Here is a 13,018-nt window from a genome sequence, read left to right on the forward strand (position 1 = left end):
CCTATGAAGAAGATAAGGATGTGATATAACTCTTGTTCAAATTAATTATTTTAGAAGGTGCTAGAGGAACAGGTAAAAGTACAATTGCATTTAAGCTAAGACAAATCTTAAAAAATAGTACACTTATCAATTTTACTGGGTTTGATGATGATAATGTTGAAGGATTAGATAAAATTAAAAATTATTATCACAGTTGGCTAGATCTATTTCGAAAGTTTAAATGGAATGTACCAAATCAAATCATAATTTGCGATAGATTTTTCCCATCAGAAATGGTCTACTCTTTTTTATATAAATCCTATGATTTTGATAAAGAGTTCTTAGATTTCACTAACATACTACCTACATTAGCCGATGAAATCTATTTACTAAATTTTTTGATTGAAGATGAAAAAGAATTGAACAATAGGTTGATTAGAGATAAGGTTCCATTTGGAAAGGTAAAGGAAAGCGTATCTGAAACATTGAAGCAACAGAGCACATACAAGAATGTGTTCGAGAAAATGAGAAATGTAGAACTTCCACCTTTAATAAAAGACTCGATGAATTTTATTGACATTAATACAACCAATAAACCAGTTGAGTTTGTACTGCAAGAAGTTCTAAAAAGTATAAATGAAACACAATAAAATAATAGTTTTATAGAAAATGGAGGAATGATTTTTGAAATTTTCAGAGGGAGATAAAGTTAAAATATGTTGTGTAATTGATGAGGATGGAGTATATCCAGATAAATACATAGGGCAAGTAGCAACAATCAAAGGTGTTGATACAAGAAGGTATTATCCATATGAACTAGAGTTTGAGGATAAATTAATAGAGAAATTGGGTAATAATCTTTGGGCAGGAGAGGAATTAAACGGTGTACACATACAAGACACAAAAGACAAGCTGTATTCATCAGTTATTCAATTTATGAAAGAAAATAAAGTAACTTCGGAAGAAACCATACATCAATGTGATTGGGTAATAGAGAATGCAGCTGATTTTATAAATAAGTTATTTGAAATAGTAAAGCCAGAATTGGAATTAGGTGAAATTTAATTTAATAAAACGACTATTTTATTGGAATTGTAGGTGAAAATTATATATAAAAGCTCCTCCATTAAAGAAGAGGAGGAACTGTTAGAGGTATTGGGTTAGTTTCTGGAATACTCATGAATTTCCCATTTGAGATATTGAACAATTTTAATCTATCAATCTTAGATGTGATGCCTTTAGGTGCGAGGTGATATGAGTACTGATTACCTGCATACTCCATATAATATCTATTATTATAACTTTTTCCAGAACTTAAATAAACTTTACCTTTATATGTTTCTATATAACAACCTATTGTATCTAAAATAAACTGATATTCGGTTTTATCATTAATTGTATCCGGGATACGACCAGTAGCCATTATCACATAATCAGATGTTTTAACTACATCTTGGACAACTGAAACATTATTTAAGATTTCTTCGTAATACAATGCTCTAGAAATGTTCTTTACATTACTAATAGTAGCTACAAGTTGATTTGCATTTGATTGATAAAAAGGATAAACATTAACTACTTTAAACCGACCTATTTTGAGATGAGATAGATCATGATAACATATGCTAGCACATTTATTAATAGTTTTGTCTGACTCGTAAGAATTTGCTTTACTTGGATTCATCATTATAAATACTGCTGTTTTATTTAATTTGTTATTTAATGGTACAGTAAGGCATCTTCTTGAAGAGATTTCTGAAGTCAATAAGTTAGTATCACATTCAATGTTTGGTCTCACATAGATAGGGTATGAGTATGCCAAATTTCATCATTCCTTTTCAATAGTTTTCTATAGTCTATGACCAAAAATTGAATCTTAAAACTATGAATTATAGGAATAGGGAAAGGGGTTGAAAAAGTTGTAGAAAGTGGATTTAAAGTTAAGTAAAAACCTTAGTTGAAGATTTTACTAACAACCAAGGTTTGATAGCTACAAGTTTGTAATTTAAAGGAGAATATAGGTAAGAAATTAATTATTCTCCAGTAGAGCATCCAGTAAACTCTACAACCAAATCAACATTCAATACAACAATTTGTCGACCACAAAAATCAGTTGTAAGTTCCGTGACAACATCATAACCATCTACTTTAAAACAGTCACGACAAGGTGGTTTTTGCCCACATGTAAAGTCTATGATTTGGTCAACACATTTTGTTAAATCACAACAAATAGTACATGGTGTATTTGAAATATTGAGGGTAATACCATCTATTGGTTTTAGTTCACCAAAGTTTGCATGCATTCTAGCACATCCAACAAGACGAACAGCTTCTATATCAACAGGACATTCTAAAGTGCCATTACAAGGGTTGTTTACTACTCCAGTTGTTTCAAATGTTTCCAAACAACAATCCAATTCACTAAAGTCAAACGATATACAAATATTTTCTATGCTTGGTAAACGAAATCCGTCAGGTACTACACTCGTACAACAAAATGAAATCACATTATCACAATCATCTTGTTGATTGACAACTAACGAAGGGATGACATCTCCGTTACTATTGACAGTAAGTGAATATCTCTGATCATCTTTAGGTAATTCGTTGTCTTGCTCAGAAAAACTTTTAAGTTCAATGTTAGAAGGTTCCATCAATAACCACTCCTTTTTTATTAATCATTAAATAACATATGTACATCTATCTGACATGATTGGACGATTATCCTTAGTGTGCAACCATATTAAAAAGGGGTTAGGGTATGAGTCAATAAAACTAACATTTTATTAGAAAATAAATTGATATACAATATATTCTCGCTGTCTAAAGAGGAAGGGATTAGTGCTATTTTAGATTCAGAATTGGAGGTTGATCATGACTAATACGAGACAAGTAGTTTTACATAAAGGTATTTCAAATGATCGAGAAACACTCTCTATTATTACAATCTATGAACCTGGTTTTACGAAACAGCAAGTAAAAGTAGATAATCCATTTTCAAAAAAGTGGGGAGTGTTATTGCAAGATAAATCTTATTCAGAGTGGGTGAGGGAGTTATGACGAAGGAAGGGAAGGAGCAAATTGAGCTACAGAAGAAGATTAATCGAGAAGATTTCGAAGACATTGGCATAAAAAAATTACTCGAAAATCAATAAAAATAATATACCAGAAGGTGAAATAAGCTTGAATGTAGTCCAACCCATTAGAGACGTTGAACAAATCGAAGCTATGAAACTAACATTATTAAAACAAAACAAGCGAAATTACTTTCTTTTTACAATGGGAATTAATACAGGCTTAAGGATCAGTGACTTACTATGGTTGAAAGTCAAAGATGTGAAAAATCATAGTCACCTAGTTATTACTGAGCAGAAAACTAAAAAATCTAAACGGTTTAAATTAAACAAGGAGCTACAGAAACAAATTAATGAATACACAAGCAACATGAAAGATGATGATTATTTATTTAAGTCATTACGTGGCTCCAATCATAAAAAAGATCACAAGCATGGAAAATTCTAAATGAAGAAGCAAAAGAGGTTGGGGTGTCTGAGTGTGGATGTCATTCAACGCGAAAGACGTTCGGATACTTCTTTTACAAGAAAAATAAGGATGTAGCTTTACTTCAAGAAATATTTAACCACAGTCACCCCTCTGTTACCTTGAGGTATATCGGAATTAGTCAAGACCTTGTGGATGAAGCTGTGGATGATTTTAGCTTATAAGACTTATTTTGTATTGTGGTTACTTAAAAACTAGCGACAAATAACAATAATCTTCAGTACAAAAATTTGTATGTCAATAGTTGTATCTATAACGTTTATAATTTCACCTTTAGGGGGATCATTATCTGTAATGCCTAATCTTCTCTAGGGGGGCTTTAGATACTACTCAAAAATAGGAATAGTGTAATCAACTACTAATTATGTAAGCAATTTTTCCATCTGGGGTGAATTCTACAACTCTTGGAAGGTCTCTGACTGCAATAGTTGCAACAATGCTGTGAGTTTTGACATCAATAACTGAAACTGAGCCATTATTAACACCATTAGTAACATAAGCAATTTTTCCATCTGGGGTGAAGTCTACAACACTTGAAATGTTTCCAATTGCAATAGTTGCAATAATACTGTGAGTTTTGACATCAATAACTAAAACTGAACCATTACTGACATTATTAATAACATAAGCAATTTTTCCATTTGGCGTGAAGACTATATCAAATAGATTACCACCACCGATTAGAACAGTAGAAATCACGGTATGAGTTTTTACGTCAATGACTGAAACTGAATCATTATTTGCTATATAGGCAATTTTTCCATCAGGTGTAAAAGAAAGAGCGTCTGGGCTGTCTCCCACGAGAATTCTTGTTATCAGGCTATGAGTTTTTACATCAATAACGGAGACGGTACCAGGGTTATCGAAGAAATTAGTAACATAAGCAATTTTTCCATCAGGTGTGAAGGCGATATTAAATGGGAATGCTCCAGTAGGAATCATTCCAATGGGAGTATGAGTTTTGACATCAATAACTGATACCGCGCCATTCTGTAGATTATTAACCACATAAGCTAGTTTTCCATCAGGTGTAAAAGCCACGTCAGAAAGCCTAAGACCAACTTGTACCGTTCCTATTTTGCTATGAGTTTTAACATCAATAACGGAGACGGTACCAGGATTATCGCGAAAATTAGTAACATAAGCAATTTTTCCATCAAATGTGAAAGTAAGATCAAATGGGCCAAGACCAACTTGAATAGTAGTTATTAGAATATGAGTTTTGACGTCGATGACTGAAATATTACCGAGAATTTGATTAATTACATAAGCGATTTTTCCATTAGGAGTAAAGATTGACTGTTTAAATGAAGCTTCTCCCATAGGTAAAGTAGCAATTATGCTATGAGTTTTTACATCAATCACAGTAGTAGTCAAACTAAATCCACCTCTTCAAAGTAATTATTATTTCATAGATATGAGTAAATTGTTTGGTTAATTCGCAATTAGAATTGGTGTGAAATATATTTTATTAAACACAAGAGTAATTCAGTTGATTATCGAAAATTATGTAACCTCCCCTGATCCGATCATATAAAAGGAGGTATACCTCGGGAGGTTTGAGGGAATGTGATGAGTCTCCGTACATAATATTTTATTCGGACTTTATGTATAAGTTATGTGCGAATGTACTAGAAGATAAATAATTTTATAGAAAAAATAAGCATTGTGAAAAATGAAAAAATTCCTCCATACTCAGAAGCGGAAGGAGAGTACAGAGGAATCGCCATAACAAATCTTTAAAATTCTCCCTGTCTGTTCGTAAAAGGAGGATACAGGAAGAGAGTGATAATTATGGTGTACTTCTATGTTATGTAAGATTCTTACTTAAGCTTGTATTAATGTGCTAAGACAAATTAATTATTTTTATAAGACTTAATAAGCATTGTGGTTACTAAAGCAAAAAACGCCCCAAGAATGGAGGGCGTTCACATGAAGAAACTTAGCTTAAACGGATCGTTGCTTTCTGAAAAACTTTCCTATCCAGTATATGATGGCCACAGGTATCACCGAAAGCACAGTTAATACAATAAATGCTAAGATGCTCAATGTTAATCGCTCCAAACATGAATTTTTTATGTTATAGAAATCCTTACCATTTATTATATAGCAAAATATTAGATTGTAAAATTAATGAAACAAAAAACAATCCCTACTCAAATCAGATTCTTATTGTTTAGTTAGGTGATATAGCAATCATTCTGGGATCCATTCCAACTTGTACTGTTGCGATAATAGAGTGAGTTTTTGTGTCAATGACAAAGACATTTCCTAAGGATAGTTCAATGCTAGCTGAGACATATGCAAATTTTCCATCTGAAGAAAAAACGATACCAGTTCCGTTACCTACGACAGGTACGTTAGCAATCACCGAATGAGTCTTCGTGTCAATAACTGATATGGAGTCGTTACCTGCATCGGGTGAATTTAAAATATAAGCAAGTTTTCCATCTGGATTAAAGGTTATTATAGTCGGTTGAACGATCACTTGAATTGTAGCGATGACGGAATGAGTTTTAGCATCAATTACTGTAACGTCATTTGAACCAGCATTCACTACATAAGCAAATTTTCCATCTGAGGTAAAATCTATATCACTCGGTAAATCTCCAGTGGGAACGGTAGCGATGACGGAGTGAGTTTTAGTGTCAACGACTGAAACTGTATTTCCAGGTTGAGCTGCACCTTCATTAACAATATAAGCAAATTTCCCTTCAGTTGCTAAAATGATATTTCTTGGATTTACACCTACAGGTACTGTAGCAATAACAGAGTGGGTCTTCGCCTCAATGACTGAGATATCTTCTGAAGAACTGTTCACGATATAAGCAAGCTTTCCATCAGGAGTAAAGATGATATCTCTTGGGCTTCCACTGACAGGGACCGTAGCAATTACAGAATGAGTTTTAGTATCGATGACAGATATATTTAGTGAATTACTATTCACCAAATAGGCAAGTTTCCCATTTGGAGAGAAGGTTAACAGTGCTGGCTGTAAACCTACCGTCACTCTGGCGATAACAGAATGCGTTTTTGTATCAATAACTGATATAAAACCAATTTGAGGTGTGCTAACTGCCACATAAGCAAGCATTCCATCTGGAGTAAAAACTACATCAACAGGGTTATCTAACCCACTCCCTATAGAAACTGTAGCAATCACGGAATGAGTTTTAGTATCAATTACTGTAACGTCATTTGAATCAGAGTTTGTAACATAAAGAAATGACATATTGTAAACTCCTTTATAAAAGATTGAGGTGTAATATCATACGTAGGATTTTAGAAAATGAGCATTAATAAAAAACATGTTGAAAATAAAAAAAGCCTTCCTGTAAAGAAAGCATCCGTACAACACTATATGAAATTATAACCCTAGGATATTAGGTTTATTTATACCATTAAATTATGTAACCTCCCAAAATTTTCGAGAGGTGCCAAATGGCTGGATATAAGGTATCAACTTATATGATTTATAGTATGCGATATAACTTTGTTTATTTTGGGTTTTTGCCCAAAGAAAATAAAAATGTTTATATGCCTACCGTAACTAGTAACCACAATGATAGTTTTGTTTAATAAAATAAATCATACTGCAATAAATTAACTGTTTCTTTCTAAAATATAAGCTAATTTTCCGTCTGGGGAAATAGATACTGTACCGGAACTAATCGGATTGGGAATAGTAGCAATAACTGCATGTGTCTTTAAATCAATTACCGTCGTAGTAGATGGATTTTGGTCATCACCTTCATTTACTACGTATGCAATTTTCCCATCGTGTGTGATTGTAATATCAACCGGATTAACTCCCACACGGACAGCAGCAATAACGGATTGAGTTTTTATATCTATTACAGACAAAGCTCCCAAATCATTTATATCTACGCCAATAACATATACCAAATCACCGTTAGGAGATATGGCCAAGTTAGACGGAGCGTTGATCACAGGTACAGTAGCAATAACAGAATAAGTTTTAGTATCAATGACAGAAATAACGTCAGAAGCTACTATATAGATTAATTTACCATTTGGGGTAATGGAAATAGATGAAGGACTATTACTAACTGGTACAGTACCAATCACAAATTGTGTTTTTACATCAATAATAGAAATAGATGGTGAACTAATGTTTACAACATAAACAGACTTACCATCAGGGGAAATTATAATGTTAAATGGTCTGGCTCCAACAGGAATAGTAGCACTACAGCTATAAGTTTTGGTATCAATAACGGAAACAGTATTATCTTCAGCGTTTGAGATAAAAACATGTTTTCCGTCAGGTGTTATTGCTGCAAACCTAGGATCACGTCCAACAGGTACAGTAGCAATAACAGAATAAGTTTTAGTATCTATTACCGATATGAAAGAAGGGATCAAAGGGTCTTCTCTGTTTACAACATAAGCAATTTTTCCATCCGGAGATAAAATGACGAAAAAAGGGTTAACTCCAACAAGAACAGTGGCAACTACTGCATGAGTTGAAGTATTGATGGCACTTATACTATTGCCAGTAAAATTTACTACTAAAACAATTTTACCATTTGGAGAAACAACTAGTCCTTCTCCTAAGGGAATTAAGGCTGTGTTACCAATAAGTAAAGTTGCAATTATACTATGAGTTTTCACATCAATGATAGTCGTCGTCATATACAAACCACCTCTTCAAATTGGTAATTAATACAATTGTATGTGGGAGTTAACGTATTAATACAAAGGAAGAATTTTGATTTAATAAACAATGATGCTGTTTTAGTAAACAAAAGATAGAGTCAGGTGAATAGTGAGTGAAACCATTCTTATTCAAAAGAGGTTAGAGAATCTTATTTGGCATATTGAAAACAATAGAGAAGTCGCTGGAGACACTGGAATCTTAAACGAAGTTCTGTTTTTATTACAAAACATGGTGAAAGAAATTAAGGAGCTAGAAGAAAGGGGGAGTTAATAGATGGTTAAAAAGATAAAAACCAAGATAACAAAGTCAGATGGGAGTGGATTATTTCACGATTCAAGGCGTGACGTTGCGATGTTATCAAGAGTTTGTAATGAGTTAATAGACAAAGTAAATCAACTCACTGATAAAGTTAATGAGTTAGATAATATTAGTAAATAAAGTGTTTCATCGGTTATATAATGGTGTTTAATAACTACTAGGAGAATCATTTATATCAATAATATCGCTATCATTACGAATGTTACGAGTGTTGCAGTATATTAAATCGTGACATTTTGGACAAGTGACTGTATTACCTATCATTATAGAAGAATCAAATGAATTGATATTATAAATCTTAATTGGTGAAGCAAACCAGAAGTTACAATCTTGGCAATAAATTTCAAATGAATTTATATCATTCATGTATTCACCTCCGTGTATAAGGTATTCTTTATTTTTACAATAAATACCTTTTGTGAAATGTGAATATACGGTGACATTTTGGTTAGGAGGGATTCAGTGAAAAGAATATTAGCAATTAGCGATGTACATGGTTGCAATGATGAATTTTTGAAGCTTTTAGATAAAGCGAATTATAATTCAGAAACAGATCAATTAATACTGCTAGGAGATTACGAAGATAGAGGCTTAAAAAGTAAAGACGTTATTAATCAAATTATTGATTTGCAAAACAAAGGAGCTATTTCTTTACGGGGAAATCATGATCAAATGTTTCTAGATTAGCTAACTTCAAATGATTATTTTGCAAGTTTAAACTTTTTTCGAAATGGTGGTTTTAATACAGTTACTAGCTATGTGGGTTATAACTTTTTTGATGAGGGTTATGACGAAGAGAAAATGGAACAAGCAAAAAATTTTATACATAAACATTTCGGACACCATATAGAATTTCTAAACTCTTTAAGGTATTTCTATGACACTGAAGATTACATATTTGTACACGCAGGAATTAATCCTATGCTAAAAGATTGGAAGAATAGTAGTCATGATTTCATTTGGATTAGAGAACCATTTTTAAGTAATCCTCATACACAAACTAAAACAGTTATTCATGGACACACACCATGTCTACATCTTCATGATAAGAATGATATATATTTTGGAGAAAAGAAGGTTGGAATTGATGGGGCATGTGCATATGGTGGGCAACTTAATTATTTGATTATTGAAGATCCTGAGTTTAGTCAAATTCATGTAAATAAAATAATTACATGATATAGAAAAGGGGATAGATATATTTGAGATACTTTATTGCTAAAATTATCGTTAAACTATTAAGCTATTTGAATGTAAGTGTGGTCATAGGGTGTGAAATCGGAGAAATAAAAGTGAAATATGAAGAAAGCTTCTTTCGCAATACAAGAACTAACCAAGATTCAAAAATTATTTTAATTGATGGTAAAGAATTTCAAATACCTGATGGAAAGTACAAAATAAAATCACAAATATTATCAAATGGTGAAAGACATGAGTATTACCGGAAAGTGGTGAAGAAAAAGAAGAGTGTTGAGTCTCAATAAAAGGTACGTTTTATTAGAAAGGAGAGATGAATATTTTTAGGGATAGAATGATAATCTCACTAAAATACATAGGAAAAGGGATTCTGACTTTACTGTGCATACCTGTAGCCCTACTGTTATTCATGTTATTCTTCGTACTTGTAGTTAATTATGAGGAATTAGCCCGTACACTTTTTAAATGGATGATAGGTTTACCATTAGTTATTGGATTAACGTGTATATTATGCTTGTCAATATGGACTTGGATTCACTGGCAATTTGTAGAACCTTATAAGAAGTGGAAAGAAGGTGAGACTTTTGATAGTAAAGGATCTGAGTAGATTAGGTGAATTAACCAGAAATAGCGGTATAAAGGTTGGAGAATCATTAATGAGCATTTTAAGAGAATCAGATAAGTAAGTTTTTAGAGGAAAGTGAGGTGGATCGTACCAGTGAGTAGTCATCATCACATACAAGTGGGAGTCATCTTTACAAATGACAATGGTCAATACTACTTGGAGGAAGTAAGCTTTTATCCTTTGGAGAATATACAAAATGACTGGAGAGTAGATAAAGTTATTAATTCAACCATTAACAAAGTAGATACATACAAAGGAATTAAAGAAGAATTGAATTACCCAACAATTGAAGACGGAAAACAGTTAGTTATTCTGGAGAGTGTTTTTAAAGATGGGTTTTATAACTTTAATAGGATTTAGATAAAATGAATATTTTATTTAAAGAAGAGTAATAGATTGAAAGGGGATGAAATAATGACGAAGCTTGAACAATTGCTTAACAAATACTATGCAACAGAAGAGTTATCATTGAGTGATCATATGAATGCTATTCAGAAAGAAGTAGATGCAAATGAATTTAACAAATTATTGCATTGGTTGAATAAGGAAGTTCAATAATTTAATAAAAAAAGGATTTAATACAAAGGAGAAATTAAATGAAAGGAAGTTTTTTTGAACAGTTCAAGAGATATTTACTAGACAATCACAAATATTCTTTGAATACATACATTCCTTATTATGAAACACTATTACAGGCGAAAAAAGAAATAAGTGAAATACTAGAGGATTCAGAAAAATACTACCTAGAGATTAGGTATGAATCAGATAAATCAGATGGTTATACAGATGGATCATTTGAATTTCACTTTTATGAAAAATCATTAGATGAGGGTGACGACTGGGAATCACATATCGGTTATTACTATGTAATGGAGTTATTACATGACGAACGCATGTGGGGGTATTGCGAATGTACTTCGGAAGATGAAGGATATGATCCGATTCGTAGATGTTGTGGAAATGGATGTGATTGGACGGCTCCTTCAATAAAAATAACAAAAATGATAGGAAGTGTTCACTATTCTTTCAAGGGTGTTGAAAGAGATATGTGGGAACATAAAAAGAAGTGGAAAAATGATGAATTTGATCATGAAGAAATTATAAGAAAAAACAGATTGAAATGCATAGAGCAACAAATTGAAGGGTTAGAGAAGGAAAAGTTAAGTCTTATAAATCAATAATACATAAAAAACAAAAGCTGAAAAGGAGTAATTTATTGAAAACAAATATTTTTATACCAGAAAAGATTAATGTAGGTTTTCAAGAGCGAGAGGACACATACACAAAGAAATTAGCGTATGTCATTTACTTTGATCAAAAAGGAACTTTAAGAAAAGAGGCATCTTGGAGCAATTGGAGAGATAATTCGATTGAAGCCGAGATACATGAAAATATTCCAACAACAGGGTTTGTCCTCAATAAGAAAGCTGGTGGATATTCTACTGGGTGGAATCATAGGCAAACCTACGTCAGAGTCTATGATCCAAGAGGATTTGAGTTTGAAATCAGTGTTCCGAATTTGCTATACATACTAGAAAACACGAATTCTATTAAAGGTAAAGGTTTAGAAGGTGAATTTGTTTATGGATGGGACGGTAAGGATTTAGTTTTAATACCCACAGATTCTCCAGATTACATTGAAATTACTGAATTTAATAAGATTATTCATGAGAAAAAACACATAAGAGGTAAAGATCTAAAAGTAGGTTGCACTTACTTAACAAAAAATAATGAGCAGTATATCTACATGGGCAAGTTTGATAAGTATGATTATTACGGTAAGAAAGAAAAAGGGAAAGCACATTACTTTTATGTCGGGGGTGATTATTCCTATTTTGATACCATAAAGTCACTTGGGGATAAGATTATTTCAGTAGTTTCTGAGGATTGCGTAGATAACTATGCTGAGTTGATAGATAAATTAGAACACACAACAGACTATTCACCAATTGATAAGTCAAAAGATGAATATGTCAGTTATACGCTTGAAGAATTTAAAGAGAGGATTAAAGTACAAAATTGGTTATACTGCTTTAATTCTAACAAAGAAGAGTTTAAAGTAGACGCCTATCACGAGAAGCCAAAATTGCATAAAACAGGGCATGGCTTTTATGGTCATAATTCTACTACTTTTAACAATTTAGAAGAGCTTTACTATTCTATTAAACCAATGTACAAAAATGTTTATTTAAAAAATGGGAAGCTATATAGGAAGGAGAAGTAATATGAGTACTGTAAACGATCAAAGAATACTGGAGTTAAAGAAACAAATTCAATCAAAAAAACAAAAGATAGGAAAGAAGTTAAGGTTTACTCCTATTACAAATTGTTCAATTGAATTAGATGGAGAAAGACAAAATATTCAAGCACTAAATAAGGATCAATTACTTATACTGTTAGTTAAATTAAATTCTTATATGCTATCAGCAAAAGACTTAAATGTTTTAGATAAGTTTACTATTAGCGGTTATTCTGTGGAAGATTGGATTAGTGATATAAATTCTAAAATTGAAATTCTGTCACGAAGAGATGAAGAGAGAATGTTGAAGTCTATGGAGGATAAGTTAGTGAAGCTGTTATCTGAAGGAAAAAAAGTAGAATTGGAGATTGATGAAATAGAATCACTATTAACGAATTAATACTACTTTCAATGAAAT

19 protein-coding genes and 1 pseudogene are annotated in these 13,018 nt (G+C 32.1%); 15 read left to right on the forward strand and 5 right to left on the reverse strand.

Translation table 11 applies throughout. From position 1 onward, the window contains the following. Nucleotides 1–32: 32 nt before the first annotated feature. Both V1503_RS19425 and V1503_RS19430 read left to right on the forward strand, forming a co-directional pair. Nucleotides 33–629 (forward strand): hypothetical protein, encoded by a 597-nt coding sequence (locus tag V1503_RS19425; protein WP_410628800.1) that lies wholly within the window; start codon nucleotides 33–35, stop codon nucleotides 627–629. 34 nt (nucleotides 630–663) lie between these two features. Then, complete coding sequence (locus V1503_RS19430) at nucleotides 664–1,044, forward strand: hypothetical protein (protein WP_410628801.1); 381 nt, start codon at nucleotides 664–666, stop codon at nucleotides 1,042–1,044. 61 nt (nucleotides 1,045–1,105) lie between these two features. Here V1503_RS19430 and V1503_RS19435 read toward each other — a convergent pair whose 3' ends face one another. Next, the gene (locus V1503_RS19435) at nucleotides 1,106–1,801 is read right to left on the reverse strand and encodes a DUF1643 domain-containing protein (protein WP_410628802.1); all 696 of its coding nucleotides are present in this window, start codon (nucleotides 1,799–1,801) and stop codon (nucleotides 1,106–1,108) included. A 211-nt stretch (nucleotides 1,802–2,012) separates the two neighbouring features. Beyond that, the gene (locus tag V1503_RS19440) at nucleotides 2,013–2,633 is read right to left on the reverse strand and encodes a hypothetical protein (protein WP_410628803.1); all 621 of its coding nucleotides are present in this window, start codon (nucleotides 2,631–2,633) and stop codon (nucleotides 2,013–2,015) included. A gap of 220 nt (nucleotides 2,634–2,853) precedes the next feature. Between V1503_RS19440 and V1503_RS19445 the strand changes: the two genes are divergently transcribed. Further along, nucleotides 2,854–3,039, forward strand: coding sequence for a hypothetical protein (locus tag V1503_RS19445; RefSeq protein ID WP_410628804.1), 186 nt, complete (start codon nucleotides 2,854–2,856; stop codon nucleotides 3,037–3,039). A gap of 123 nt (nucleotides 3,040–3,162) precedes the next feature. Beyond that, nucleotides 3,163–3,704, forward strand: a pseudogene (locus tag V1503_RS19450) (site-specific integrase). 187 nt (nucleotides 3,705–3,891) lie between these two features. Here V1503_RS19450 and V1503_RS19455 read toward each other — a convergent pair. The 3 genes from V1503_RS19455 to V1503_RS19465 form a co-directional block, all read right to left on the reverse strand. Beyond that, nucleotides 3,892–4,917, reverse strand: a complete 1,026-nt coding sequence (locus tag V1503_RS19455; protein ID WP_410628805.1) for a beta-propeller fold lactonase family protein — start codon at nucleotides 4,915–4,917, stop codon at nucleotides 3,892–3,894. A gap of 799 nt (nucleotides 4,918–5,716) precedes the next feature. Beyond that, on the reverse strand, nucleotides 5,717–6,772 hold the full coding sequence (locus V1503_RS19460) for a beta-propeller fold lactonase family protein (RefSeq protein ID WP_410628806.1): 1,056 nt from the start codon (nucleotides 6,770–6,772) through the stop codon (nucleotides 5,717–5,719). A gap of 371 nt (nucleotides 6,773–7,143) precedes the next feature. Beyond that, nucleotides 7,144–8,196, reverse strand: a complete 1,053-nt coding sequence (locus tag V1503_RS19465; protein WP_410628807.1) for a YVTN family beta-propeller repeat protein — start codon at nucleotides 8,194–8,196, stop codon at nucleotides 7,144–7,146. A gap of 133 nt (nucleotides 8,197–8,329) precedes the next feature. Here V1503_RS19465 and V1503_RS19470 point away from each other — a divergent pair, with 133 nt between their 5' ends. The 11 genes from V1503_RS19470 to V1503_RS19520 all read left to right on the forward strand — a co-directional run bounded on the left by V1503_RS19470 (nucleotide 8,330) and on the right by V1503_RS19520 (nucleotide 13,000). Further along, nucleotides 8,330–8,491: a hypothetical protein gene (locus V1503_RS19470; RefSeq protein WP_410628808.1), complete on the forward strand. Its 162-nt coding sequence runs from the start codon at nucleotides 8,330–8,332 to the stop codon at nucleotides 8,489–8,491. A gap of 3 nt (nucleotides 8,492–8,494) precedes the next feature. Further along, on the forward strand, nucleotides 8,495–8,659 hold the full coding sequence (locus tag V1503_RS19475; RefSeq protein WP_410628809.1) for a hypothetical protein: 165 nt from the start codon (nucleotides 8,495–8,497) through the stop codon (nucleotides 8,657–8,659). A gap of 342 nt (nucleotides 8,660–9,001) precedes the next feature. Then, nucleotides 9,002–9,226 (forward strand): metallophosphoesterase, encoded by a 225-nt coding sequence (locus V1503_RS19480; protein WP_410628810.1) that lies wholly within the window; start codon nucleotides 9,002–9,004, stop codon nucleotides 9,224–9,226. Between the two features lie 114 nt (nucleotides 9,227–9,340). Then, nucleotides 9,341–9,718 carry a metallophosphoesterase family protein gene (locus V1503_RS19485; protein WP_410628811.1) on the forward strand — a complete coding sequence of 126 codons (378 nt, stop codon included), beginning with the start codon at nucleotides 9,341–9,343 and terminating at the stop codon, nucleotides 9,716–9,718. Nucleotides 9,719–9,741: 23 nt separating this feature from the next. Continuing rightward, on the forward strand, nucleotides 9,742–10,023 hold the full coding sequence (locus V1503_RS19490; RefSeq protein WP_410628812.1) for a hypothetical protein: 282 nt from the start codon (nucleotides 9,742–9,744) through the stop codon (nucleotides 10,021–10,023). Nucleotides 10,024–10,049: 26 nt separating this feature from the next. Further along, nucleotides 10,050–10,343, forward strand: a complete 294-nt coding sequence (locus V1503_RS19495; protein WP_410628813.1) for a hypothetical protein — start codon at nucleotides 10,050–10,052, stop codon at nucleotides 10,341–10,343. Between the two features lie 111 nt (nucleotides 10,344–10,454). After that, nucleotides 10,455–10,721, forward strand: coding sequence for a hypothetical protein (locus tag V1503_RS19500; protein ID WP_410628814.1), 267 nt, complete (start codon nucleotides 10,455–10,457; stop codon nucleotides 10,719–10,721). A gap of 54 nt (nucleotides 10,722–10,775) precedes the next feature. Continuing rightward, entirely contained in the window at nucleotides 10,776–10,919 is a 144-nt protein-coding gene (locus V1503_RS19505; protein WP_410628815.1) for a hypothetical protein, read from the forward strand. Nucleotides 10,920–10,957: 38 nt separating this feature from the next. Further along, complete coding sequence (locus tag V1503_RS19510) at nucleotides 10,958–11,542, forward strand: hypothetical protein (RefSeq protein ID WP_410628816.1); 585 nt, start codon at nucleotides 10,958–10,960, stop codon at nucleotides 11,540–11,542. 35 nt (nucleotides 11,543–11,577) lie between these two features. After that, complete coding sequence (locus tag V1503_RS19515) at nucleotides 11,578–12,585, forward strand: hypothetical protein (protein ID WP_410628817.1); 1,008 nt, start codon at nucleotides 11,578–11,580, stop codon at nucleotides 12,583–12,585. Nucleotide 12,586: 1 nt separating this feature from the next. Continuing rightward, nucleotides 12,587–13,000 (forward strand): hypothetical protein, encoded by a 414-nt coding sequence (locus V1503_RS19520; protein ID WP_410628818.1) that lies wholly within the window; start codon nucleotides 12,587–12,589, stop codon nucleotides 12,998–13,000. The last annotated feature ends 18 nt before the right edge of the window (nucleotides 13,001–13,018 follow it).

The organism is Nanhaiella sioensis (assembly GCF_046557775.1).
Classification (GTDB): domain Bacteria; phylum Bacillota; class Bacilli; order Bacillales; family SM2101; genus Nanhaiella; species Nanhaiella sioensis.

Excerpts from the sequence above, each read along its gene's own strand:
- V1503_RS19485 (WP_410628811.1), top strand. The coding sequence starts at position 9,341 with ATGGAACAAGCAAAAAATTTTATACATAAACATTTCGGACACCATATA.
- V1503_RS19445 (WP_410628804.1), top strand. The coding sequence starts at position 2,854 with ATGACTAATACGAGACAAGTAGTTTTACATAAAGGTATTTCAAATGAT.
- V1503_RS19475 (WP_410628809.1), top strand. The coding sequence starts at position 8,495 with ATGGTTAAAAAGATAAAAACCAAGATAACAAAGTCAGATGGGAGTGGA.
- V1503_RS19520 (WP_410628818.1), top strand. The coding sequence starts at position 12,587 with ATGAGTACTGTAAACGATCAAAGAATACTGGAGTTAAAGAAACAAATT.
- V1503_RS19460 (WP_410628806.1), bottom strand. The coding sequence starts at position 6,772 with ATGTCATTTCTTTATGTTACAAACTCTGATTCAAATGACGTTACAGTA.
- V1503_RS19505 (WP_410628815.1), top strand. The coding sequence starts at position 10,776 with ATGACGAAGCTTGAACAATTGCTTAACAAATACTATGCAACAGAAGAG.
- V1503_RS19495 (WP_410628813.1), top strand. The coding sequence starts at position 10,050 with ATGAATATTTTTAGGGATAGAATGATAATCTCACTAAAATACATAGGA.
- V1503_RS19465 (WP_410628807.1), bottom strand. The coding sequence starts at position 8,196 with ATGACGACGACTATCATTGATGTGAAAACTCATAGTATAATTGCAACT.
- V1503_RS19440 (WP_410628803.1), bottom strand. The coding sequence starts at position 2,633 with ATGGAACCTTCTAACATTGAACTTAAAAGTTTTTCTGAGCAAGACAAC.
- V1503_RS19510 (WP_410628816.1), top strand. The coding sequence starts at position 10,958 with ATGAAAGGAAGTTTTTTTGAACAGTTCAAGAGATATTTACTAGACAAT.